Genomic DNA, 23327 nt, shown 5'->3' with positions numbered 1-23327 from the left:
GGTTTCGGCCGGTGCGGCGAGAGTGCGTGCCGGGCGCCGTGGGTGCTGTGCGGGACTTTCGAAACACCCCCTAGTCGGTGCGCAGCCGCGATCCCCACCCGAGCGGCGGCGGAAAACCGCTCGCGCAAGGACCGGCCGGTCGGCACCCTGGTCCCCTACGTGGAGGGGGCGCCGGGTGGCGGCAGCACAGGGATTCGCATACGAGGAGCGGGGCGACGGCTCCGTGGTGATCCTGCACCGCGGCCGTGTGGCGACGGTGCTGCGCGGGAGCCGGGCGGCACAGTTCGTTCGGGAGGCGGCGGATGGGGATCCGCAGCTGGCGATGGCCCGCTGGACGGGTAACTACCGACGCGGCAACGAGCGGACGGCGCGCCGGCATCCGCGCAATGAGCACCGATAGCGCACGTGGAGTCAGAGCCGGATGACGATCAGCGCCGTGTCGTCGGTGGTGCCGGTGGGGGGCAGGAGGTCCGCGAGGAGGGCGTCGGCCAGCGCCTCGGGTGCGGATCGCCGGTGGCGGGTGAGGGAATCGGCGAGGCGCGCCAGGCCGGTGTCGATGTCCTCGGTACGGCGTTCGATCAGGCCGTCCGTGTACAGGACGAGGGTGGTGCCCTCGGTGAAGAGGATGCGCGCCTGGGGACGGGGGACATGGTCGGGCCGGGCGGCGAGCGGGGGGTCCGTGGCCTGGTCGAGGAAGGTGACAGTGCCGTCGGGACGGAGCAGGGCGGGTGGAGGGTGGCCGGCGCAGCTGTAGGTGATGGCGTGGCTGTCCCAGTCGATGAAGGTCGTCACGACGGTGGTCGACTCGGCGCCGTCGACGGAACGGGCGTACAGCCCGAGAGCCTCCAGGGCCTGGGCCGGTCCGGCGGCGACCCGGCAGGCCGCGCTCAGGGCACTGCGCAGCTGTCCCATGGCGCAGGCGGCGGCGAGACCGTGGCCGACGACGTCCCCGACGGCGACCGCCAGGCCCTGGCCGGGCAGTTCGACCAGGTCGTACCAGTCGCCGCACACGTTCAGGGCGCCGATGGCGGGTTGGTAGCGCACGGCGGCCCCGTGCGTGCCGGTGGGGCGGGGCGCGGGCAGCATCGCGGCCTGCAGGGCCAGGGCGACCTCGCGTTCGTGGGCGTGTGCCTTGCGCAGGCGTTCGTTGACCTCCTGCAGTTCACGGGACCGGGTGTAGAGCTCGGCCTCCAGCACACGGGCCTGTCTGTCGCCGTCCGGGCCGCCGCGGGCGCGGATGAGTTCGGTGACCTCCTCCACCCGGTGCACGACGAGCACCACCCGCCCGTCGGAGTCGCGCACGGGTGCGTTGACGGGGCTCCAATAGTGTTCCTGCCAGTGGCCGGGCCGCTCGGGATCCTGGATGTCGTAGCGCAGCAGAGCCATGGTGTCGCGCTCGCCGGTGGCCACCACCCGCAGCATCGACTCCCGGGTCTCCCGCATGCCGGCCGCGGCCGGGTCGTTGGGGTTCTCCGGGAAGACGTCGAAGATGTAGCGGCCCAGCAGCTGCTCGCGGGTGCGCCCGGCCAGCCGCAGGAAGTCGTCGTTGGCGTCGGCGTACACCAGGTCGGGGGTGAGCAGGGCCACCATGCCGGGCAGGGCCCGGAAGACCGCCGCATAGTCGATCTGCGGATCCGTCATGTGTAGCCTGCCTCGGCGCCGAGCGTCACTGTGACGTTCCACGATAGGAGCCAACACGCCCCAGGGCCCGGACACTGCTCCCTCCGGGGCACGGCGACCGCACAAGGAGACCGACGCGGGCGGCACCGTGGGCCGGGAACACCAGTGCGACCCGTGGGACGCAGAGGCATCCGGGTGACCCGGTAGGCTTCCCGGCGTGCGCCTGTCCGCAGGCGCGCGCCGGGAATGCAGGGACGCGAATCGGAGGAACCGGCGTTGCACGTCCAGGACTGGCTCGACACGGTGCCCGCGGCCGCCGTCTACGCCCTCGTGGGAATCGTCATCGGTCTGGAAAGCCTGGGCATCCCGCTGCCCGGCGAGATCATCCTGGTGTCGGCCGCACTGCTGTCCTCGCAGCACGCGGGCATCGACCCGGTGATTCTCGGGGTGTGTGCCACCGTCGGCGCGATCGTCGGCGACTCCATCGGTTACGCCATCGGCCGCAAGGGCGGGCGGCCGATGCTGGCCTGGCTCGGCAAGAAGTTCCCCAGGCACTTCAGCGAGGGGCACATCGCCACGGCCGAGCGGTCCTTCCAGAAGTGGGGCATGTGGGCCGTCTTCTTCGGCCGCTTCGTCGCCCTGCTGCGGATCTTCGCCGGTCCGCTCGCGGGTGTGCTGCGGATGCCGTACTGGAAGTTCCTGATCGCCAACGTGCTCGGCGGGATCCTGTGGGCGGGCGGCACGACGGCCGTCATCTACTACGTCGGGATCGTCGCCGAGTCGTGGCTGAAGCGGTTCTCGTGGCTGGGTCTGGTGGCGGCCGTGCTCGTCGGGCTCACGTCGATGCTGGTCATCAAGCGCAAGGCCAAGAACGCGACGGCGGACAACGCGACGGCTCAGAAGCAGGCGGCCGAACGCGAGCCGGAACCCGTCCCGGCCGCCGACTGAGATCGGTCCCTCAGCGCAATCGGTGCCTCGGTCCCTCGGTCTCTCAGGCCTGGTGCACCTCGCTGTGCGCCTTCGCCAACTCCGCGTACATGGTGCCGTTCAGGGTCACCCCCTGACGCTCCTCCTCCGTCAGCTCCCGCCTGACCTTCGCGGGGACACCGGCGACGAGTGAGCCGGGCGGCACCTGCATACCCTGCGGCACCAAGGCCTGCGCGGCGACCAGCGACCCTGCGCCGATCACCGCGCCGTTGAGCACGGTCGCACCCATGCCGACCAGGCAGTCGTCCCCGACCGTGGCCCCGTGCACGACGGCGTTGTGGCCGACGGAGACCCGCTCGCCGATCGTGACGGGGAAGCCGGGGTCGGCGTGCAGCGTGCAGTTGTCCTGGATGTTGGACTGGGCCCCGACGGAGATCCGCTCGACGTCGCCCCGGACCACCGCGCCGTACCAGATGCTCGCGCCCGCCTCCAGCGTCACGTCGCCGATCACCGAGGACGTGGGTGCCACGAACGCCTCCTCGTGGATGTTCGGTTCCTTGCCGCCGATTCCCGTGATCAACGCTCTCTGCACCATCGCCGTCTCCTCGCCCTCTCCTCGTCGTCGACAACACCGGCACCGTATGCCACCGGGTGGGGCGAAGATCACAGGCCCTCGAACTCATGGGTTCACGTCACGCTGAGTACGGTGAGCGGGTGCCGAAGCGCAAGAACACGTTCTCATCATGGTCGCGCGGCCTGGCGCAGCGGGCCGTGCACGCGGGCTGGGCCTGGGTGCAGCGCACCGGCTCCGTCACCGCCGCCCACCCGGGACGGTTCCGCTTCGGCGCGCTCGGCACCGGCACCCGGCTGGCCTTCCCGCTCGGCACGGTCTTCGGTGAAGCCTGGATCCACCTCGGGGCGCACTGCATCGTCGGCGAACAGGTCACCCTGACCGCCGGGTTGATGCCCGACCTCGACCTCGGCCCGGACCCGATCCTGCGCATCGGCGACGGAGTCGTCCTCGGCCGCGGCAGCCATGTCATCGCCGACACGACGGTCACCATCGGCAGCGACTGCTACTTCGGGCCGTACGTCTACGTCACGTCCACCAACCACTCGTACGACGACCCGCACGAGCCCATCGGCAAGCAGTGGCCCCGGATGGAGCCGGTGACGATCGGCCCGGGGTGCTGGATCGGGACGGGGGCGGTGATCCTGCCCGGCGCGCGGATCGGGCGGAACGTGGTGGTCGCCGCCGGGGCCGTGGTCCGGGGTGCGGTGCCCGACCACGCGGTGGTGGCGGGGGCGCCCGCCCGGGTCGTACGGCGCTGGACTCCCGACGACGGCTGGCAGCCGCCGCTCAGGACGCCGGCGCCGGTGCCGATTCCCGAGGGGGTCACCCCGGAGCAGCTGCGCCGGTTGGCGGGCCTGGACGAGGAGACGGCGGCGAAGCTCGCCGAGCTGGACTGACGAGGGCTCAGCCGGCCGCGAGCAGCAGGGTGCCCACCAGGGCCAGGCCCGCGCCCGCCGCCTGGACCGCCCGCAGGCGTTCGCTGAGGAAGCCGCGCGCGGCCAGGGCGGTCACCACCGGGTACAGCGAGGCGAGGACGGCGGCCACGGTGACCGGGCCGTGCTGGGCGGCGACCGAGTAGGTGCCGTTCGCCGCGACGTCCGCCAGGCCTACGAAGCCGAGCGCCGGCAGCGAGGCCCAGGGGAAGCCGCCCGCCGGGAGGGCCTCGCCGCCCCGCCGCACGGAGACGTACAGCGCGGCGCCGCCGACGGCCACGTTGGTCACGCGCTGCACGAACAGGGCGAGGAACAGGCCGGTGACCGTCGTCGACGCCTCCGCGATCAGCGCGAACACCGTGCCGAAGCCGAGGGCGGCGACCAGGGTCAGGAGGATGGTCCGACGCTGCACCGGCGCGCCCCGCAGCTGCGGCCCGCCCGCGAGGACGACCCCGGCCACGGCGACCGCGATACCCGCGACCTGCACGACACCCGGACGCTCGCCCAGGAAGAGGCCCACGCCGACGGGGACGGCCACGCTCAGGGTGGCGAGCGGGGAGACGACGCCCATCGGGCCCTGCGCGAGCGCCTTGTAGAAGCAGAGCAGGGCGACGGGCCCCACCACACCGGCCGCCACCGCGAACCACAGGCGCGGATCGGTCTCGGTCCAGCCGCCGGTGGCCACCACGACCACGCCGAGCACGACCGCGGCGATCGTCTGCGACACGACCACGACCGTCAGTGCCGGGGTGCGTCGGGTCAGCAGTCCGCCGCCGAAGTCGGCCAGTCCCCACAGCAGGCTGGTGGCCAGGGCGAAGAGTGCTGTCACGGCGGCCTCGCAGTACAGTTCGGTGAACGATCGGGTGCACCACAACGTAGTGCAGTGAAGTGAACTCTGTCATCCAGAATATTGGACGCGAGTCTTGAGAATCTTGGACGGAATGTGTCGGACCTCGACCTGCTGACCCAGTCCCTGGCGCGCAACGTCAAGCACTGGCGCGCGGTGCGCGGCTTCACCCTGGACGTGCTCGCCGCCCGGGCCGGAGTCAGCCGCGGCATGCTCATCCAGATCGAGCAGGCCCGCACCAATCCCAGCCTCGGCACGGTCGTCAAGATCGGCGACGCGCTCGGGATCAGCATCACCACCCTGCTCGACTACGAGCAGGGGCCCAAGGTCCGGATCGTCCCCGCCGACCAGGCCGTGCGGCTGTGGCACACCGACGCCGGCAGCTACAACCTCCTCCTCGCCGGAACGGAGGCACCCGGCCCCCTGGAGCTGTGGGAGTGGCGGCTGATGCCGGGCGAGAACAGCTCCTCCGACCCGCATCCCACCGGCACCGCCGAGCTGGTCCACGTCACCGAGGGCGAACTGACGCTCACCGTGGACGGCGTGGAGTACCGCGTCCCGGCGGGCGCGACCGCCTCCTTCGAGGCCAACGCCCCGCACACGTACGGCAACCAGGGCGACGTTCCGATGGGGATGCTGATGGCCGTCTCCGTCCCGCCCGTGCACTGAGGCGGACCGGGCGGCTTTGTTAGCGTGCGGTCATGGACGCACCCATCGGACACTTCGACCACGCCACGCCCGCTCCGGACTGCCTCGACGAGCTGACCCGCCCGGTCGCCGACGCCGTACGCCACTGGAGCGGCAGCGTCCCCGCCGAGCAGATCGTCTACGTCGACACCGACCCGCAGTGGGCCGACACCGCCGTCTTCGTGGAGCACTACGGCCGCGAGCTGCTCGAGCAGTCCGCGAACTGTGTGGTCGTCGCGGGCAGGCGCGGCGGCGAGAGCACCCTGGCCGCGTGCGTCGTGCTCTCCACCACCCGGGTCGACGTCAACGGCGTCGTCCGCCGCCAACTCGGCGCCCGCAAGGCCTCGTTCGCCTCGATGGACATGGCGACGGGGGAGACCGGCATGGAGTACGGCGGCATCACGCCGATCGGACTGCCCGAGGACTGGCCCGTGCTGGTGGACTCGGCCGTCGTCGACCTGCCGTACGTCCTGGTCGGCAGCGGACGACGTCGCGGCAAGCTGCTGGTGCCGGGGAAGGCGTTCGCGGAGCTGCCGGGTGCGGTGGTGCTGGAGGGGCTGGGGGTCTCCTGACGCTCAGGCCGCCGCATGGTGGGCGAGGGCGTGGTGCGGATCCGCCTCGCCCGGCACCGGTGCCGGGTCGGCGTGCACCAGGGCCGCGGTGAGGCGCGGGACGGCGTGCAGCAGGGCGTGTTCGGCATCCACGGCGATGCCGTGCGCCTGGCGTACCGTCGCCTCGCCGTCCACCACGACCGCCACCTCGGCGCGCAGCCGGTGCCCGATCCAGCGCAGCCGCAACTCGCCCACCGCACGCACTCCTTCGACCTCCCGCAGCGCTTGCTCGGCCCGGTCCACGAGGGCCGGGTCGACGGCGTCCATCACCCGCCGGAACACCTCGCGCGCCGCGTCCCGCAGCACCAGCGTGATGGCGGCGGTGATGGCCAATCCCACGATCGGGTCGGCCAGTTGCCAGCCGAGAGCCGAGCCGCCCGCGCCCAACAGCACGGCCAGTGACGTGAATCCGTCCGTACGGGCGTGCAGTCCGTCGGCGACCAGCGCGGCCGAGCCGATGTCACGGCCCACCCGGATCCGGTAACGGGCCACCCACTCGTTCCCCGCGAAACCGACCAGCGCGGCCACCGCGACCGCCGGCACGTGGTGCACAGGGCGCGGATCGAGCAGCCGGTCGATCGCCGCCCACCCCGCGAAGGCCGCGGACGCGGCGATCGTCAGCACGATCACGATGCCCGCGAGGTCCTCCGCCCGGCCGTAGCCGTACGTGAACCGCCGGGTGGCCGCGCGCCGCCCGAGTATGAACGCGATCCCCAGCGGTACGGCGGTCAGCGCGTCCGCGGTGTTGTGCACCGTGTCGCCGAGCAGCGCGACCGACCCGGAGACGGCCACCACGAACGCCTGCGCCAGAGCGGTCGCGCCCAGTACCGCCAGCGAGATCCACAGGGCCCGCATGCCGCGGGCCGAGGACTCCAGGGCGGAGTCGAGCTTGTCGGCGGTCTCGTGGGAGTGGGGGGTGAGGAGGTGGGCGAGGCGGTGGGGCAGACGGTGGCGGAGACCGGAGCGGGTGGGCCGGTGGTCGTGCGCATGTCCGTGCTCATGCCCGTGGTCGTGGTGATGTCCGTGCTCGTGCTCGTGCCGGTCGCTCACGTGGGTCCCCTTCCGTGCGCCGGGAGTGGACGCGCGACGCCCACCAGGCCATTATGTGCGTATGAGCGCACGCATGCACCTATCACCTGCGACCGATGCGCACTCGCGCACCCCGGGCGAGGAACAGTTCGCGCTCGCGGCCGAGCTGCTCGCCCTGCTCGGCGACCGCACCCGGCTCACCCTGCTGTACGCGCTGACCGCGGGGGAGGCCGATGTCACCACGCTCACGGAGGCGTGCGGGGCGGCGCGGCCGGCCGTCAGCCAGCATCTGGCGCGGCTGCGGCTGGCCGGGCTGGTGAACACGCGCAAGGAGGGCCGCCGGGTGATCTACTCGCTGCGCGACGGCCATCTGCGCCGGCTGGTGGACGAGGCGCTGAACGTGGCGGACCACCGGCTCAGTGACCGGCCGCTGCACGACTGACGGACGCGGCGGGTCCGGTTCAGTAGGCGGTGGCGGTACCCAGGTACTGCTCGGCGAAGGCCGCCGCGGCGGCGGGCGAGGTGAACAGGCGGCGGAGCCGGGCGAAGGTGGTGCCCGCGCGATACGCGTCGCCCGACGAGGTGCCGTGGTACACCTCGGAGAGCCACTGCGAGAACTCCTGGTAGTCCCACACCCGTCGCAGACACGCCTCCGAATAGCCGTCCAGGCCGGTCTCGTCGCCCTTGGCCAGGTAGCCGACGAGGGCGTCACCGAGGAGGAAGGCGTCGTGCAGGGCCAGGTTCATGCCCTTCGCGGCGATGGGCGCGGTGAGGTGGGCGGCGTCCCCGGCGAGGAAGAGACGGCCGAACACCATGGGTTCGACGACCGAGCTGTGCATGTCCAGGACGCGCTTCTCGATCAGCCGCCCCTCGATGAGCGGGCCGGCGTCCGTCGCCGCGAGGCGCTCCCGGAGCTGTGACCAGACGCGTTCGTGCGACCAGTTCTCCGGGTCGTCGCCGGGCGGACACTCCAGGTAGTAGCGGGTCACCTCGGGACTGCGGGCCATGTGGCCGGCGAAGCCGTCGGGGTGGATGCCGAACACGACACAGTCGTTGGACGGCGGCGCCTCGGCGAGCAGGGCCAGCCAGCCGATGCCGTAGTCGTGCCGGGAGATGTGCGCGTGCTCGGGCAGGACGGTACGGGTCACCCCGCGGGCCCCGTCGCAGCCCGCGACGAAGTCGCACGCGACGACCTCGCGCTCGCCCGTCTCGGCCGAGAGGTACGACACCGAGGGGTTGGCCGTGTCGAGGTCGTGCAACTGGACGTCCCGGACGCCGAACCGGGCCGCCCCGCCCCGCATGTCCGCGTACTCGCGCACCAGGTCCGTCACCAGCAACGGCTGGGGATAGACGAAGTGGTGAGTACCCGTCAGTTCGATGTAGGAGAAGCGGAAGCGCTCCTGGCCGAAGCGGAACTCGCACTCGGTGTGCAGCTGCGCCCGCTCCAGCAGGGTGTCCGCGAGACCGCGCTGCTGGAGGCCGCGCACGGCCCACTCCTCGATGACGCCCGCCCGGGGCCGCTGCTCGATGAACTCGCGTGTCTCCGACTCGATGACGAGGCAGTCGACGCCGGCGGCCCGCAGGATGTTGCCGATGGTGAGGCCGGCGGGCCCGGCGCCCACGATGACGACCGGAAAGCGTTGCGGGGCACCGGAGTTGGGGTGGGGAGTGGAGGTCACCCGAACATTATGTGGGTGCTTGGCGCGGGCGGGGAGCGGTCGTGCGGCTCAGTGTGCGGGTGCGTCCGTGACGACCACCTCGTCGATGCTGCGCTCGATCTCCTCGGGCCGGGAGGCGGAGGCCCGCGCCCAGTAGTAGACGACCAGGGAGAAGACCGCGATGACCAGGATGTCCCACCACAGACCGATGTTGCCCTGTCCGCCGAAGCCGCCCTCCGCGGAGATGACGCCCATGCCCAGCAGGTAGACCGGCAGCCACTGGGCGGCCCTGAAGTCCATCCGGGGCGCGTCGGGGCGGCCGGTGGCGGTGGCGAACCAGGCGTAGCCGCCCAGGAGTACGTAGCCGAGGACGATCGCGATGCCCAGCCGCCACAGGGTGTCCCAGCCGGCCCAGTAGATGATGAGGTTGGCCACCACGAACGACAGCGGCGAGAGCACCTTGCCGGCGGGCAGCCGGTACGGGCGCTCGTGGTGCGGCAGCCGGTCGGCGAAGACGCCGTACGCCAGCGGGGCGCCCGCGTACATCAGGACGCTCGCCGAGGTGATGAAGCCGACCAGCTCCTGCCAGCTCGGGAAGGGCAGGAAGCAGACCACGCCGGTCACGAAGGAGACGATCAGGCCGAACCAGGGCACGCCCCGCCTGTCGGTGCGGGCGAAGACCTTCGGCGCGTACCCGTTCTTGGCCAGGCCGTAGGAGACGCGGGAGGTCGCGGTGGTGTAGATCAGGCCGGTGCCGCCGGGTGAGATCACCGCGTCGACGTACAGCACCACACTCAGCCAGCCCAGGCCCACCAGGGTCGCGAGTCCCGCCCACGGGCCTCTGATGCCGGGGAAGTCGAGCTCGGCCCAGCCGTGTGCGAAGGAGCTGTGCGGCAGCGCGCCGATGAACACGATCTGCAGCAGGACGTAGATGACGGCACCGATCGCGACCGAGCCGAGAGTGGCCCGCGGCAGGTCCCGCTTCGGATTGCGGCTCTCGCCCGCCAGTTGGATCGCCTGCTCGAAACCCAGCAGGGCGAAGATGATGCCGCTGCCGCTGATCGCGCTCAGCACGCCCTTGGCGCCCAGCGGGGCGAAGCCCTCCGAGGTGAAGTTGCCCGGGTGGAAGTTGCCCGCGGCGATGACGAAGATGGCGCCCAACGGAACGGCGATCTTCCACCAGGTGGCCGCGCTGTTGGTGTGTGCCAGGGCGCGGACGCCGAAGAAGTTGACCGTGACGAAGACGGCCATCAGGAAGACGGCGGTGACGAGGCCCGAGGCCGTCAGCGTCTGGTCACTGTGTTCGAGACCCCGGGCCCAGGACCAGTGCCCCGCATAGCCGATCATGGCCTCGACCTCGATCGGTGCCACGGTCGCCGCCTGCAGCCAGGAGAACCAGCCGAAGGACATGCCGGCCAGGCCGCCGAACGCGTAGTGCGGATATCGTGCGGTGCCGCCCGCGACCGGGAACATGCCGCCGAGTTCCGCGTGCACGAGAGCCAGCAGGACGATGGCCACCGCGCCGATCACCCAGGAAATGACCGCCGCGGGACCGGCCGCGGTAACCGCTTTTTCCGCTCCGTAGAGCCAGCCGGATCCGATGATGGAACCGACCGACGCCCACATGAGCCCGATCAGTCCGACGTCCCGCCGCAGGCCGCCGCCCGGGCCCCTGCTGTCCTCCGGGGCGGCTTGGTCAACGCTTACCATTTCTTAGGGGGCCTCTCATAAAGGAGATGCATTCACCATGCAAGAGGCCTCAGATTAGGAATCAAGCGCTGTTCCGCTGAAGGTGGTTGTCGAATTTTGACTGGCGTACGGGGATTTCCTGGACAGCGTTTCAGGAATTACGGACGCAACGGAAACCTGTATGACAACTGGATCCGTCAGCCCAGGCGGGGAATCTCGATCGCCGGGCAGCGGTCCATCACCATCTCCAGGCCCGCGGCCCGAGTGCGGTCGTACGCCGCCTCGTCGACGACCCCGAGCTGGAACCAGACCGCCTGCGCGCCCTTCGCCACCGCCTCGTCGGCGACGGCCCCGGCGAGGTCGCTGTTCACGAACACGTCCACGACGTCCACGTCGAAGGGGATGTCCGCGAGCGAGGCGTACCCCCGCTCCCCGTGCACCGTCTCCGCCTTGGGATGCACGGGCACGACCCGCTTGCCGTAACGCTGGAGCACCTCGGCCACGCCGTACGCGGCGCGCTGCCGGTTCGACGACAGGCCGACCACGGCCCAGGTGTCGCCGAGCCCGGTGAGGATCTTGCGGACTGTTGCCTCGTCGCCGTACACCGTGGGTCTCCTTGGGGTCGCGTATGCCCTGACCTCTCGCACAACAGCGCACCGCGATCGGCGATTCCCCACCGTGATAGCTTGCCGAGGCCAGTCGAACCCATGAGACGTGGGTCAGGGAATCCGGTGCGAATCCGGAGCTGACGCGCAGCGGTGAGGGTGACGGGCGGGGCCTCGGCCACTGGACGACTCGAATGTCGTCTGGGAAGGCGCCCCGACCGGATGATCCCGAGTCCGAAGACCTGCTGGCGGCCCCCGCGGTGACGTACGGCGGGGGAGCACCGTACGACCGGGCTCCGCGTTCGAGCCCTCGACGATCGAGGACCAACTTCCGTGCAGACAGCACGTCTTGCCCGTCCCTCCGCCCTGTTCGTAGCCGGCTCCCTGTTCCTGGCCGGCTGCGGCGACGTCGGCACCTCCGCCACGACGGCTGCCGTCAGCCTCGACAACTGCGGCCGTACGGTACGCGTCGAGGCCCCGCCCGAACGGGCCGTCTCCCTCAACCAGGGCACCACCGAGATCATGCTCTCCCTCGGGCTCGCCGACCGTATGGCGGGCACGGCGACCTGGACCGACCCCGTGATGAAGGGGCTGGAGAAGGAGAACGCGAAGGTGGCGCGGATCGCCGACAACAACCCCTCCTTCGAACGGGTCCTGGACGCCGAACCGGACTTCGTCGCCGCCTCCTTCGTCTCCACGCTGGGCAAGGGCGGCGTCGCCACCCGGGACCAGTTCGAGAAGCTCGGCGTGCCCACCTACGTCTCCCCGTCCGACTGCGCCGGCAAGGACAACTCCGGCGACGGGGACGGCGCACGGACCGATCCCCTGACCGCCGAGACCGTCTACGGCGAAGTCCGGGACCTGGCCGCCGTGTTCGGGGTGAAGGAACGGGGAGAGGAACTCGTCGCAGAGCTCAAGGCGCGGATGGCGAAGGCCACTTCGGGCATCGACGCCTCCGACGTGACCCTCCTGTACTGGTTCGCCAACTCCGAGTCGCCCTACATGGCGGGCTGCTGCGGCGCTCCCGGCGTCGTCACCCGCGCGCTCGGCGCGAAGAACGTCTTCGACGACACGCACGACGAATGGCCGCAGATCAACTGGGAGACGGTCGCCGACCGCGACCCCGACGTCCTCGTCATCGGCGACCTCACCCGCAGGTCGCAGACCGCCGAGTCGGCCGAGAAGAAGATCGCCTTCCTGGAGTCCGATCCGGTCACCAGGAACATGACCGCCGTCCGGCACAAGCGGTACGTCCTGCTCAGCGGGCAGGCCATGAACCCGACCATCCGCACGATCGAGGGCGTGGAGCGGGTCGCGGCGGGGCTGCGCGAGTTCGGACTCGTGAAGTGACCGCCCGGGCGGTCCTGCTCGGGGTGGTCGGGACGGTCCTGCTGTGCGGCTCCCTGGCCGTCGCCATCACCATCGGCCCGGCCGACCTGCGGGTCGCCGACGTGTGGTCGGTCGTCGCGGCCCATCTCGGCCTCGGCTCCTCGGAGTTGACGCCCATCCGGGACGGCATCGTGTGGCAGCTCCGGCTGCCGCGCACGCTCCTCGCGGCCGTGTGCGGCGCCGGACTCGCCGTGTGCGGCGCGGTGATGCAGTCGCTGCTGCGCAACCCGCTCGCCGACCCGTTCGTCCTCGGAGTGTCCTCGGGTGCGTCGACCGGGGCCGTGCTGGTGGTCGTGCTGGGCGTCGGCGGGGGCGCGCTGTCCGTCCCGGTGGGCGCGTTCCTCGGTGCCCTGGTGTCGTTCGCGCTTGTGCTGTTCCTCAGCCACACGCTCGGCGGGAGCACCGACCTGGTGGTCCTCGCGGGCGTCGCCGTCATGCAGCTCTTCTCCGCGCTGACCTCGTTCGTCGTGATGACGGCCGCCGACGCGGAGACCACCCGGGGCGTCCTCTTCTGGCTCCTCGGCTCGCTCGGCGGGGCGGGCTGGACCGACGTATGGATATGCCTCGCCGTCCTGGCCGTGGCGCTGGTGGTGTGCCTGTCGTACGCCCGCACCCTCGACGCCTTCGCCTTCGGGCAGGACGCGGCGGCCGCCCTCGGGGTGTCGGTGGCCCGTACCCGTCTGGTGCTGCTGTGCGTCACGGCCCTGCTCACGGCCGCGCTGGTCAGCTCGGCCGGGGCCATCGGCTTCGTCGGCCTGGTGCTGCCGCACGCCGCCCGCGCCCTGGTCGGCCCGGGCCACGCCCGGCTGCTGCCGGTCACCGCGCTGGCCGGGGCGGTCTTCCTGGTGTGGGTCGACACGCTGGCCCGCACGGTCCTCGACCCGCAGGAGGTGCCGGTGGGCGTCGTGACGTCCCTGATCGGAGTACCGGCCTTCGTGGCGGTGCTGTACCGGACGCGGAGGGTGCGGTGAAGGAGACCTCGCCCACCGAGTCCGAGGCGCCCGCCGCCACAACCACGGGCCTCCACGCCACAGCCACCGGCCGCCACGCCGAAGCCACCGGCCTCCACGCCGACCGTGTGAGCCGCCGCGCCGACGGCCGGCTCATCCTCGACGGCGTCACCCTCGCCCCCGAGCAGGGCTCGACCGTCGGCCTCCTCGGCCCCAACGGCTCCGGAAAGTCCACGCTGCTGCGGCTGCTGGCGGGCCTGCTCGCCCCGAGCACCGGTGTCGTCACGCTCGACGGCACCGCACTGCCCGCGCTGCCCCGTCGCGAGGTCGCCCGGCGCCTCGCCGTGGTCGAGCAACAGGCGGACACTCAGGTCGAGTTGACGGTCCTGGACGTCGTACGGCTCGGGCGCGTCCCGCACCGCCGCGCCTGGACGCCCGCCTCCGCGCACGACGAGCGGGCCGTGCGCGCCGCCCTGGAACGCGCCGGACTCACCGACCGCGCCGACCAGCCCTGGCACACCCTGTCCGGCGGTGAACGCCAGCGGGTGCAGATCGCCCGCGCGCTCGCCCAGGAACCCCGCGAACTCCTCCTCGACGAACCCACCAACCACCTCGACATCCACCACCAGCTCGACCTCCTGGCCCTGGTCACCGCCCTCCCGGTCACCACCGTCGTCGCCCTGCACGACCTCAACCTCGCGGCGATGTACTGCGACCAGGTGCTCGTCCTGCACACGGGCCGGGTCGTGGCGGGCGGCACGCCGGGTGACGTTCTGACCGAGCGGCTCATCGCCGAGGTGTACGGGGTGCGGGCCGCGGTGACCCGGGAGGGGCCGGGGGAGCGGCCCTATGTGCGCTTTCTGGGCACGCTGGTCTGAACGCGTGTTCGGGCCGACGGTGGCGCGGTCCTCGCCGCACGCCTACGCTCACCCCGTGCTCCGCATCATCGACGCCCGTACCGGCGAGCCCGCCGAAGCCGCTCCCGCCCGCCGGGGGCTGACCCGTGTCCATGTCCATACGGAGGGCAACGACACGACCGCCCTGCGTGTGCTGCTCGTCGCCGACGTCCTGTTCCGGGCCCTCGAACTCGGCGGCACGCCCGTCTGGGCACTGCTGACCGGGGAGCAGCGGCAGCAGGCGGAACTGCGGGCGGCCGCGGCGGCCCTCGGCATCCGGCCGTTCGAGGACAGCCGGGACGTCTCGGCGGGGCTGGGGGAGGCCCAGGTCATCCACGTGGTGGCGGACAGCGGGCCCGCCCCCGACGGCGTCCGTATCACCGTCGCCCCCGTGGAGCAGGCGCCGGCCGCACTCCCGGAGGGCGCCGACCCCGCCGTCGTACGCCTGGCGCTGCTCTCCAAACGCCGCAACGAGCCCGTGCGGCTCGACGCGGATGCTCTGGGGGAGGCCGGCGAGACCCTCGCACGGTGGCGCCGCGCGGTCGCCGACTGGGCGCGCAGGCCCTCGCGGGCGATCCCCGAGGAGGTGCGCGCGCAGCTCCGTACCGCCTGGGAGGACGACCTGGACGTGTGCGCGGTGCTGCGGGTCCTCAAGTCGGTCGAGACCTCGGACCTGCCGGAGGGCGCCCGCTTCGAGACGTACGCCTACGCCGACCGGCTGCTCGGTGTCGAACTCACCCGTGACGTGGGATCGACGCCGTGATCGCGCGGGCGGGAGCCGGTCCGCTGCGGCATCTGGTCGTCCTGCGGCACGCCAAGTCCGCCTGGCCGGACGGCGTCCCCGACCACGAACGCCCCCTCGCCCCGCGCGGCCGCCGGGACGCCCCGGCCGCGGGCCGGGCCCTCGCCGACGCCGACCTGCTGCCGGACCTCGCCGTGTGCTCCACCGCCGTACGCGCCCGGCAGACCTGGGAGCTGGCCTCCGCGCAGTGGGGCACCCCGCCGCCGGTGCGGCACGACGCGCGGGTGTACGCGGCGGACGTGCCCGAGCTGCTGGCCGTCGTGCACGAGGTGCCCGCCGAGGTCGACACACTGCTGCTCGTCGGGCACAACCCCGGCCTGGAGGAACTGGTCCTCGCCCTCGCCGGGGACAGCCTCGACCACGCGCTGGACGAGGTCCGGCTGAAGTTCCCGACCTCGGCGATCGCCGTCCTCGCCTGGCGAGGCACCGACTGGCAGGACCTCGCCCCGGGCACGGCCCTGCTCACGGATGTGATCGTGGCGCGCGGCAAGAAGAAGTGACCGGGACAGGGACGTGGCGCGCGCGAGAAGTGACCGCAAGACCGCCGAAGACCGGGAGGCGGATCGCTGCGCATAGGGTGGCCGGATGCCGGACGAGTACCGCACCGTCGCCCGCGCGGGCGTGCACGAGACCGAGGTCAACCGCTCCCGCTTCCTGTGCGCCCTCGCCCCGGCGGCCATCGAGCAGGAGGCCCAGGCCTTCGTCGCGGGCATCCGCAAGGAGCACGCGGACGCCACGCACAACTGCTTCGCGTACGTCATCGGCGCCGACGCCGCGATCCAGAAGGCCGGCGACGACGGCGAACCCGGCGGCACCGCCGGCGTCCCCATGCTCCAGATGCTGCTGCGCCGCGACATGCGGTACGTCGTCGCCGTCGTCACCCGCTACTACGGCGGCGTCAAGCTCGGCGCGGGCGGCCTGATCCGGGCGTACGGCGGAGCGGTCGGCGAGGCCCTGGACGCCGTCGGCACGATCACCCGCCGCCGCTTCCGGCTGGCCACGGTGACACTCGACCACCAGCGCGCCGGCAAGATCCAGAACGACCTGCGCGCGACCGGCCGCGAGGTCCGCGACGTGCGCTACGGCGAGGCGGTCACGATCGAGATCGGCCTGCCGGACACGGACGTCGAGGCCTTCCGGGCCTGGCTCGCGGACGCCACCGCGGGGACGGCCGGGTTCGACCTGGGCGGGGAGGCGTACGGGGACGCGTGAGCCCAGGAGGGGACTCGTGAGCCTCAGGGGGCGCGTGACTTTCAGGAGTCGACCGCGGACCGCGCCGACGTGTGCGCCTCCATCGCCTCCACCAGCCGCCCCAGCGCCTTGAGCACCCACTCCCGGTCCTCCCCGAGCCCGGCCAGCAGCTCCACCTCGGCGGCGAGCTGGCGGGGGAAGAGGTCATCGACGGCCTGGGCGCCCGCGGGCGTGATGGTGACCAGCGCGGCCCGGCGGTCGGCGGGGTTCGGGGCCCGGGAGATGAACCCGCGCTTCTCCAGCTTGGCGAGGGTCTTGCTGACGCCCGCGCGGGACAGACCCAGGTTCGTGGCCAGCCGGCGGGCGATGACCGGGTCGGTGGCGTGGCGCAGCGGGATGAGCATGTCGACCTCGGGCGCGGTGAGGGGGGCGCCCTCGTAGAGGGGCTCGACGGCGCGGTCGAGGAGGCCGGTGGCGCGTTTGAGGAGGGCCACCAGATCCATCGGGGACGTGTCGAGGCCGGGGTTGTGCCGGGACCACTGGGCGCGGATGTTGGCGGGGAAGGGCATGCGGCTCGCCTTCTCGGCAGTTTGTTTGTTAACCAGTGAACTATTGGTTATCGTTGCGCTCATGGTATCCCCGTCCCCCTCCCGTACCACCCCGAAGTCCGCCGCCACAGCCGCCACAGCCCCCGCCCCCGCCCCCGCCCCCGCCGGGCGTACGGCCGCCCTCGTCACCGTCCTCGGCGCTCTCACCGCGGTCGCCCCGCTCGCGACCGACATGTACGTCCCCGGCTTCCCGGCCATGGGCGACGCCCTCGGTGCGAGCAGCTCGGCCGTGCAGCTCACGATGGCCGCGTTCCTCGCCGGCCTCGTCGTCGGGCAGCTGGTCATCGGTCCGCTCAGCGACGGGCTCGGCCGCCGCAGACTGCTCATATCCGGGTCGGCCGGCTTCGTGCTCTTCTCCGTCCTCTGTGCCCTCGCCCCGAACGTCACCCTGCTGACCGGTGCCCGCTTCCTGCAGGGCGTGGCCGGCGCGGCGGGCATGGTCCTCGCCCGGGCCGTGCTCACCGACCGCTTCCACGGCGCCGAACTGCCCCGCTACTTCGCGGTCCTCTCCCAGGTCATGGGGGTGGCCCCGATCGCCGCGCCGGTGCTCGGCGGAGCGGTCCTGGCCGTGTCCACCTGGCGCGCGGTGTTCGCCGTACTGACCGTGCTGGGCGTCCTGCTGCTGCTCGCCGTCGTACGGGCCGTGCCGGAGTCCCTGCCGCCGGAGCGGCGTCACACCGGTGGGTTCGCGAGCACGTTCCACGCCATGGGGGCGCTGCTCGGCCGCCGGGAGTTCATGGGGTACGTCCTCGTCATCGCCCTTGTCGCGGCGGCGCTGTTCGCCTACATCAGCGGCTCCAGCTTCGTCTTCGAGAACCTGCACGGCGTGTCGTCGACGACGTACTCCCTCATCTTCGCCACCAACGCGGTCGGCATGCTGGCCGCCGGAGCCGTCTTCGCCCGGCTGGCCGGGCGGGGCGTACGGCTGAACACCCTGCTCGCGGCCGGCGTCGGCGTCTCCGGGCTGGGTGCACTGGGGCAGGTCCTGCTGGTCGTGTCCGTGGGCGAGACGCTGGCGGGCACCTGGGTCACCCTCTTCGTGACGGTCGCCGGGATCGGCCTGGTCTTCCCGGCCGGTATGAGCATCGGTCAGGCCGTCGGCCGGACCGCCCCGGGCGCCGCCTCCGCACTCCTCGGCGGACTCCAGTTCTTCTTCGGCGCCCTCGCCGCGCCGCTGGTCGGCCTCTTCGGAGAGGACACCTCGCTCCCGATGGCCCTGATCATGCTGACCTCCGTGGCCGCGGCGGGAGTCGCCCTCGTCGGCCTCGCACGGTTCTGGCAGGGGCACGGGGAACCGGAGCGCCGGACGGCCTGACCGGCCGGCCGGCGACAGCGCGGGCGAACCCTCGGGCGGGGAGCGGCTGTTCCTCGTCCGTAGGCAGACCGGCATGGGTGCGCCGCCTGTCCGATGTCACGGTTCGTTCGCCTTGAGGCCCGGTCGTCGGCATCTCACCGATCCCCTCGGCCACTTCGCCAATCTGCACATCAAGGACATTCCCTGCCATCTGTGTCGGATGCGGGTGGCAGGCCGAGGTTCGTGGTGGATCAGGTGCCGACAGGCGTTAGCGTGGTTGCTGCTGACGGCGAGCTTGTGTTGGTTCGTGCTGGTTCCAGGGGCGGAGCAGGGGGAGATATGCGGTTCGGAGTGGGTTTGTGAGACTGCTGCACACTTCCGACTGGCATCTCGGCCGGGCCTTCCACCGGGTGAACATGCTCGGTGCCCAGGCCGAGTTCTTCGGCCACGTCGTCGCTACCGTGCGGGAGCGCGGTGTGGACGCGGTGGTCGTGTCGGGAGACGTGTACGACCGCGCGGTGCCGCCGCTCTCCGCGGTCGAGCTGTTCGACGACGCCCTGCACCGACTCGCCGAGCTCGGCGTGCCCACGGTGATGATCTCCGGGAACCACGACTCGGCCCGCCGACTGGGCGTGGGCGCCGGCCTCATCGACCGCGCGGGCATCCATCTGCGGACCGAGCCGTCGGCGTGCGGGACGCCGGTGATGCTCTGCGACGCCCATGGTGACGTGGCCTTCTACGGGCTGCCGTATCTCGAACCCGCCCTGGTGAAGGACGAGTTCGGGGTGGACAGGGCCGGACACGAGGCGGTGCTGGCCGCCGCCATGGACCGCGTCCGCGCGGACCTCGCCACGCGCGCGCGTGGCACCCGCTCCGTCGTCCTCGCGCACGCCTTCGTCACCGGCGGCGAGGCCAGCGACAGCGAACGGGACATCACCGTGGGCGGAGTGGCCGCCGTGCCCGCCGGTGTCTTCGACGACGTCGACTACGTGGCCCTCGGCCACCTGCACGGCTGTCAGACCATCACCGAGCGCGTGCGCTACTCCGGCTCCCCGCTGCCGTACTCCTTCTCGGAGGCCGAGCACCGCAAGAGCATGTGGCTCGTCGACCTGGACGCCGACGGCGCGGTCACCGCCGAGCGCGTCGACTGCCCGGTGCCACGCGCGCTGGCCCGCATCCGGGGAACCCTGGAGGATCTGCTCGCCGATCCGGACCTCGCCCGGCACGAGGAGGCCTGGGTCGAGGCGACCCTCACCGACGCGGTGCGGCCCGCCGACCCCATGGCCCGGATCAGCGAGCGGTTCCCGCACACGCTCAGCCTCGCCTTCGACCCCGAGCGGACGCCGGACGACCCGGCCGTGTCGTACGCCAAGCGGCTCGCCGGGCGCACCGACCAGCAGATCGCGGAGGACTTCGTGGCCCATGTGCGCGGCGCCGGACCCGACGAGCGCGAGCAGCGGGTGCTGCGGGACGCGTTCGACGCGGCGCGTGCGGACGAGGCCGTGCGGGAGGTGGCGAGGTGAGGCTGCATCAGCTGGAGATCACCGCGTTCGGGCCCTTCGGCGGGTCCCAGACCGTCGACTTCGACGAGTTGTCCACCGCCGGGCTCTTCCTGCTGCACGGGCCGACCGGCGCCGGCAAGACCTCCGTCCTGGACGCCGTGTGCTACGCGCTGTACGGCACCGTGCCGGGCGCCCGGCAGTCCGGCCAGGGCATGACGCTGCGCAGCGACCACGCCGCGGCCGGTACCCGCACCGAGGTACGCCTCGAACTCACCGTCGCCGAACGCCGGTTGGAGGTCACCCGGCAGCCGCCGTGGGAGCGGCCCAAGAAGCGCGGCTCGGGCACGACCCTCGACAAGGCCCAGAGCTGGCTGCGCGAGTACGACGCGGCGGCCGGCGCCTGGAAGGACCTCAGCCGCTCCCACCAGGAGATCGGCGAGGAGATCACCCAGCTGCTCGGCATGAGCCGCGAGCAGTTCTGCCAGGTCGTGCTGCTGCCCCAGGGCGACTTCGCGCGCTTCCTGCGCGCCGACGCCGAAGCCCGCGGCAGGCTGCTCGGACGCCTCTTCGACACCCACCGCTTCGCCGAGGTCGAGAAGCGGCTCGCCGAACGCCGGCGCGCGACCGAGGCCCAAGTGCGCGAGGGTGACTCCGAGTTGCTGGCCGACGCGCACCGCATGCAGCAGGCGGCCGGTGCCGCCATGGAGCTGCCGGACCTGGCACCGGGCGAACCGGGCCTCGCCGACGCCGTCCTGTGCGCGGCCGCCGTCGCCCGGAGCATCGCCCGCGAGCACCTGACGATCGCCCACTGCCGTCTCACGGCCGCCGAGTCCGCCCACGCGTCGGCCGACCGCGCCCTGGCCGACGTACGCGAACTGGCCCGGTTGCAGCGGCGGTTCACCGAGGCGCGGGAGCGGGCCGCGCTGCTGGAGGAGCGGTCCGACGCGTACCGGCAGGCACAGGCGCGCATGGAGCGGGCCCGCAAGGCGGAGGCGGTGGCCCCGGCGTTGGACCTGCGGGAGGCCGCCGACGCCGAACACCGGCGGGCGGCTGCCGCCGAGGCACGCGCGCGTGGGCTTCTTCCCGAGACCTTCAGGGACGCCGGTGCCGCCGGACTCGCCGCCGCCGCGCGCCGGGCAGCCGAGGAGCTGGGCGGCCTGGAGTCGGCGCGGCGTGGGGAACGCCGGCTCGCCGAACTCCGCGAAGAGCGAGCCGAGTTGGAGCGTCAGGAGCGGGACGACGAGGACGTCCGACGGGAGGCCGAAAGCTGGCTGGCCGGTTGGGACGAGCGGCGCGCGGGGCTTCAGGCGCGTGTGGACGCGGCTCAGGAAGCGGCGACGCGAGCCGAGCAGCTGTCCGGGCGGCGCGATCCGGCCGGACGACGGCTGAGGGCCGCCCGCCAGCGCGACGAGCTCGCTCACGACGTGGAAGCCGCTCAGCGACAGGTGCTCGCCCTGACGGAACGCGCGCAGCAGGCCCGCGCCCACTGGCTGGACGTCAAGGAACAGCGCCTCGACTCAATCGCCGCCGAACTCGCCGCGGAGCTGAAGGACGGCGAGCCGTGCGCCGTCTGCGGTTCCGGTGTCCACCCCGCGCCCGCGCGCAAGGACGCCGGACACGTCGACCGCGCGGCGGAGGAACGGGCGCTGGCGGACTTTCAGCGGGTGGAGGAGCAGCGTGCCCAGGAGGCGGAGCGCCTGGGCCTCGTGCACCGGGCGCTGGCCGCGGCCGAGGCGGAGGCCGGCGACATCCCGACCGACCGACTCGCGGAGGAATTCGAGGAGTTGGAGCGCCAGTACGCCGAGGCCCGCGACCTCGCCTCCGGACTGCACGCCGCGAGCGAGGCACTGCGGCAGGCCGAGCGGGAGCGCGAACGCCGCTCCACCGTGCGCCAGGAGGCGGAGGTGCGCGCGGCGTCCCGTACGACGCGCCGGGAGGCGCTCGACCGGGAACAGACCGCCCTGGACACCGAGCTGAACCAGGCACGCGGCACCGCCGAGAGCGTCGCCGCGCGGGCCGCGCAGCTGGAGCGGCGGGTCGCGCTGCTCACCGACGCCGCCGACACCGCGCGCGCCGCCGAGGACACCGCACAGCGCCTCAAGGACGCCGACGCCCGCCTCGCCGACGCCGCCTTCCGGGCCGGCTTCGACACCCCGCAGGCCGCGGCCGCCGCCCTCCTCGACGAGGCGGACCACCGCGAGCTGCAACGCAGGCTGGACGCCTGGCAGTCCGAGGAGGCCGCCGTACGCGCCGTCCTCGCCGAGACCGACACCGCGGCCGCCGCCCAGCAGCCGCCCGCCGACCTCACCGCGGCGGAGCGGACCGCGGCCGCCGCGGCCCAGCGCCTCCGCGACGCGGCCTCCGCGCGCGACGCGGCGGCCCGCCGCTGCACCGAACTCGACCGGCTGTCCACGCGAGCGACCACGTCGGTACGACGCCTCGCGCCGCTGCGTGACGAGTACGACCGGGTGGCCCGCCTGGCCGGTCTCGCCGCGGGCACCTCGTCGGACAACGAACGCAAGATGCGCCTGGAGGCGTACGTGCTGGCGGCCCGGCTGGAACAGGTGGCCGCCGCCGCGACCGTACGGCTGCAGCGCATGTCGTCCGGCCGCTACACCCTCGTCCACTCCGACGACCGCAGCGGCCGCGGACGCAGCGGCCTCGGGCTGCACGTCGTCGACGCCTGGACCGGCCGCGAGCGCGACACGGCGACGCTGTCCGGCGGCGAGACCTTCTTCGCCTCGCTCGCCCTGGCCCTCGGCCTCGCGGACGTCGTCACCGACGAGGCGGGCGGGGTCCGCCTGGACACGCTCTTCATCGACGAGGGCTTCGGCAGTCTCGACGACCAGACCCTCGACGAGGTCCTCGACGTCCTCGACTCCCTGCGCGAACGCGACCGCAGCGTCGGCATCGTCAGCCACGTCGCCGACCTGCGACGGCGCATCCACGCCCAGCTGGAGATCGTGAAGGGGCGCTCGGGGTCGGTGCTGCGGCAGCGCGGGGTCGGCTGACCTCACCGTCCCAGCGGGCGCCTCGGCAGCGGCGAGGAGTACACGACGCTCGTGGTCACCGAGCCCAGGGTGCCGATCTTGCCCGACACCTCTTCCAGATGGCGCATCGAACTGGCCGTGACCTTGATGACGAAGCAGTCGTCGCCCGTCACATGGTGCGCCTCCAGGATCTCCGGCGTCGCCGCGACCAGGTCGTGGAAGGGGTTGTAGTTGCCGTTCGGGTAGCGCAGGCGGACGAACGCCAGGATCGGCAGGCCGAGCCGCTCGGGATCCACGACGGCCGCATACCCCTTGATGACGCCCGCCTCCTCCAGCCGGCGGACCCGCTCGGTCACCGCGCTCGGCGACATGGACACGGCTCGGGCCAGCTCGGCGAAACTGGCCCGGCCCTCCCGCTGGAGGACATCGAGAATGCGCCAGTCGGTGGCGTCCGGGGAATACACGGTCATGCCCGAGGAATAGCAGGGGAATCCCCGGCAGAGCAAGGCCGGTGCCGTGGAATGCC

At 72.5% G+C, this 23327-nt stretch carries 24 protein-coding genes and 1 riboswitch; of the genes, 15 read left to right on the top strand and 9 right to left on the bottom strand.

The window, feature by feature from the left end; all coding sequences use genetic code 11:
- Positions 1-175 precede the first annotated feature (175 nt).
- On the top strand, positions 176-400 hold the full coding sequence (locus AC5P09_RS39460) for a hypothetical protein (RefSeq protein WP_493878516.1): 225 nt from the start codon (positions 176-178) through the stop codon (positions 398-400).
- Positions 401-411: 11 nt separating this feature from the next.
- Here AC5P09_RS39460 and AC5P09_RS39455 read toward each other — a convergent pair whose 3' ends face one another.
- Positions 412-1641, bottom strand: a complete 1230-nt coding sequence (locus tag AC5P09_RS39455) for a PP2C family protein-serine/threonine phosphatase (protein WP_493878515.1) — start codon at positions 1639-1641, stop codon at positions 412-414.
- Positions 1642-1896: 255 nt separating this feature from the next.
- Here AC5P09_RS39455 and AC5P09_RS39450 point away from each other — a divergent pair, with 255 nt between their 5' ends.
- Complete coding sequence (locus AC5P09_RS39450; RefSeq protein ID WP_493878519.1) at positions 1897-2568, top strand: DedA family protein; 672 nt, start codon at positions 1897-1899, stop codon at positions 2566-2568.
- 43 nt (positions 2569-2611) lie between these two features.
- On the opposite strand, the gene AC5P09_RS39445 is transcribed toward AC5P09_RS39450, so the two are convergent.
- On the bottom strand, positions 2612-3142 hold the full coding sequence (locus AC5P09_RS39445) for a gamma carbonic anhydrase family protein (RefSeq protein WP_329342731.1): 531 nt from the start codon (positions 3140-3142) through the stop codon (positions 2612-2614).
- Positions 3143-3261: 119 nt separating this feature from the next.
- Here AC5P09_RS39445 and AC5P09_RS39440 point away from each other — a divergent pair, with 119 nt between their 5' ends.
- The gene (locus AC5P09_RS39440) at positions 3262-4017 is read left to right on the top strand and encodes an acyltransferase (RefSeq protein WP_493878514.1); all 756 of its coding nucleotides are present in this window, start codon (positions 3262-3264) and stop codon (positions 4015-4017) included.
- A 7-nt stretch (positions 4018-4024) separates the two neighbouring features.
- On the opposite strand, the gene AC5P09_RS39435 is transcribed toward AC5P09_RS39440, so the two are convergent.
- Positions 4025-4882, bottom strand: a complete 858-nt coding sequence (locus AC5P09_RS39435; RefSeq protein ID WP_493878513.1) for an EamA family transporter — start codon at positions 4880-4882, stop codon at positions 4025-4027.
- A gap of 114 nt (positions 4883-4996) precedes the next feature.
- Between AC5P09_RS39435 and AC5P09_RS39430 the strand changes: the two genes are divergently transcribed.
- Together AC5P09_RS39430 and AC5P09_RS39425 are read left to right on the top strand one after the other, a co-directional pair.
- Positions 4997-5569, top strand: a complete 573-nt coding sequence (locus tag AC5P09_RS39430) for a helix-turn-helix domain-containing protein (protein WP_493878512.1) — start codon at positions 4997-4999, stop codon at positions 5567-5569.
- Between the two features lie 32 nt (positions 5570-5601).
- Positions 5602-6159, top strand: coding sequence for a YbaK/EbsC family protein (locus AC5P09_RS39425; RefSeq protein WP_493878511.1), 558 nt, complete (start codon positions 5602-5604; stop codon positions 6157-6159).
- A 3-nt stretch (positions 6160-6162) separates the two neighbouring features.
- Here the strand turns inward: AC5P09_RS39425 and AC5P09_RS39420 are convergent, their stop codons facing one another.
- The gene (locus tag AC5P09_RS39420; RefSeq protein WP_493878510.1) at positions 6163-7248 is read right to left on the bottom strand and encodes a cation diffusion facilitator family transporter; all 1086 of its coding nucleotides are present in this window, start codon (positions 7246-7248) and stop codon (positions 6163-6165) included.
- 61 nt (positions 7249-7309) lie between these two features.
- Between AC5P09_RS39420 and AC5P09_RS39415 the strand changes: the two genes are divergently transcribed.
- The gene (locus AC5P09_RS39415; RefSeq protein ID WP_493878509.1) at positions 7310-7669 is read left to right on the top strand and encodes an ArsR/SmtB family transcription factor; all 360 of its coding nucleotides are present in this window, start codon (positions 7310-7312) and stop codon (positions 7667-7669) included.
- 19 nt (positions 7670-7688) lie between these two features.
- On the opposite strand, the gene AC5P09_RS39410 is transcribed toward AC5P09_RS39415, so the two are convergent.
- The 3 genes from AC5P09_RS39410 to AC5P09_RS39400 all read right to left on the bottom strand — a co-directional run bounded on the left by AC5P09_RS39410 (position 7689) and on the right by AC5P09_RS39400 (position 11179).
- A complete protein-coding gene (locus AC5P09_RS39410; protein WP_493878508.1) occupies positions 7689-8906 on the bottom strand; it encodes a 4-hydroxybenzoate 3-monooxygenase in 1218 nt (405 codons plus the stop codon).
- Positions 8907-8954: 48 nt separating this feature from the next.
- The gene (locus tag AC5P09_RS39405; protein ID WP_493878507.1) at positions 8955-10595 is read right to left on the bottom strand and encodes an APC family permease; all 1641 of its coding nucleotides are present in this window, start codon (positions 10593-10595) and stop codon (positions 8955-8957) included.
- Between the two features lie 176 nt (positions 10596-10771).
- Positions 10772-11179, bottom strand: coding sequence for a CoA-binding protein (locus AC5P09_RS39400; protein ID WP_493878506.1), 408 nt, complete (start codon positions 11177-11179; stop codon positions 10772-10774).
- 74 nt (positions 11180-11253) lie between these two features.
- A riboswitch (cobalamin riboswitch) is annotated at positions 11254-11443 on the top strand.
- A gap of 69 nt (positions 11444-11512) precedes the next feature.
- On the opposite strand from AC5P09_RS39400, the gene AC5P09_RS39395 reads away from it, so the two are divergent.
- The 6 genes from AC5P09_RS39395 (at position 11513) to AC5P09_RS39370 (ending at position 16428) form a co-directional block, all read left to right on the top strand.
- A complete protein-coding gene (locus tag AC5P09_RS39395) occupies positions 11513-12529 on the top strand; it encodes an ABC transporter substrate-binding protein (protein WP_493878505.1) in 1017 nt (338 codons plus the stop codon).
- The gene (locus tag AC5P09_RS39390; RefSeq protein WP_493878504.1) at positions 12526-13539 is read left to right on the top strand and encodes a FecCD family ABC transporter permease; all 1014 of its coding nucleotides are present in this window, start codon (positions 12526-12528) and stop codon (positions 13537-13539) included. The genes AC5P09_RS39395 and AC5P09_RS39390 overlap by 4 nt, the downstream gene beginning before the upstream one ends.
- A gap of 107 nt (positions 13540-13646) precedes the next feature.
- Entirely contained in the window at positions 13647-14396 is a 750-nt protein-coding gene (locus AC5P09_RS39385; RefSeq protein ID WP_493878518.1) for an ABC transporter ATP-binding protein, read from the top strand.
- A gap of 55 nt (positions 14397-14451) precedes the next feature.
- Entirely contained in the window at positions 14452-15177 is a 726-nt protein-coding gene (locus AC5P09_RS39380; RefSeq protein WP_493878503.1) for a hypothetical protein, read from the top strand.
- Positions 15174-15716, top strand: a complete 543-nt coding sequence (locus AC5P09_RS39375) for a SixA phosphatase family protein (protein WP_493878502.1) — start codon at positions 15174-15176, stop codon at positions 15714-15716. The genes AC5P09_RS39380 and AC5P09_RS39375 overlap by 4 nt, the downstream gene beginning before the upstream one ends.
- 85 nt (positions 15717-15801) lie before the next feature.
- Positions 15802-16428: a YigZ family protein gene (locus AC5P09_RS39370; RefSeq protein WP_493878501.1), complete on the top strand. Its 627-nt coding sequence runs from the start codon at positions 15802-15804 to the stop codon at positions 16426-16428.
- Positions 16429-16469: 41 nt separating this feature from the next.
- On the opposite strand, the gene AC5P09_RS39365 is transcribed toward AC5P09_RS39370, so the two are convergent.
- Positions 16470-16976, bottom strand: coding sequence for a MarR family winged helix-turn-helix transcriptional regulator (locus tag AC5P09_RS39365; RefSeq protein WP_493878500.1), 507 nt, complete (start codon positions 16974-16976; stop codon positions 16470-16472).
- Positions 16977-17037: 61 nt separating this feature from the next.
- Between AC5P09_RS39365 and AC5P09_RS39360 the strand changes: the two genes are divergently transcribed.
- The 3 genes from AC5P09_RS39360 (at position 17038) to AC5P09_RS39350 (ending at position 22822) form a co-directional block, all read left to right on the top strand.
- Positions 17038-18330 (top strand): multidrug effflux MFS transporter, encoded by a 1293-nt coding sequence (locus AC5P09_RS39360; protein WP_493878499.1) that lies wholly within the window; start codon positions 17038-17040, stop codon positions 18328-18330.
- Between the two features lie 338 nt (positions 18331-18668).
- A complete protein-coding gene (locus AC5P09_RS39355; RefSeq protein ID WP_493878498.1) occupies positions 18669-19832 on the top strand; it encodes an exonuclease SbcCD subunit D in 1164 nt (387 codons plus the stop codon).
- Positions 19829-22822, top strand: a complete 2994-nt coding sequence (locus AC5P09_RS39350; RefSeq protein WP_493878497.1) for an AAA family ATPase — start codon at positions 19829-19831, stop codon at positions 22820-22822. Before AC5P09_RS39355 ends, AC5P09_RS39350 begins: the two co-directional genes overlap by 4 nt.
- A gap of 2 nt (positions 22823-22824) precedes the next feature.
- Here AC5P09_RS39350 and AC5P09_RS39345 read toward each other — a convergent pair whose 3' ends face one another.
- Positions 22825-23271, bottom strand: coding sequence for an Lrp/AsnC family transcriptional regulator (locus AC5P09_RS39345; RefSeq protein ID WP_493878496.1), 447 nt, complete (start codon positions 23269-23271; stop codon positions 22825-22827).
- Positions 23272-23327 lie beyond the last annotated feature (56 nt).

It is taken from the genome of Streptomyces sp. a15, assembly GCF_059026085.1.
This window is presented reverse-complemented; position numbering and strand designations above follow the sequence as displayed.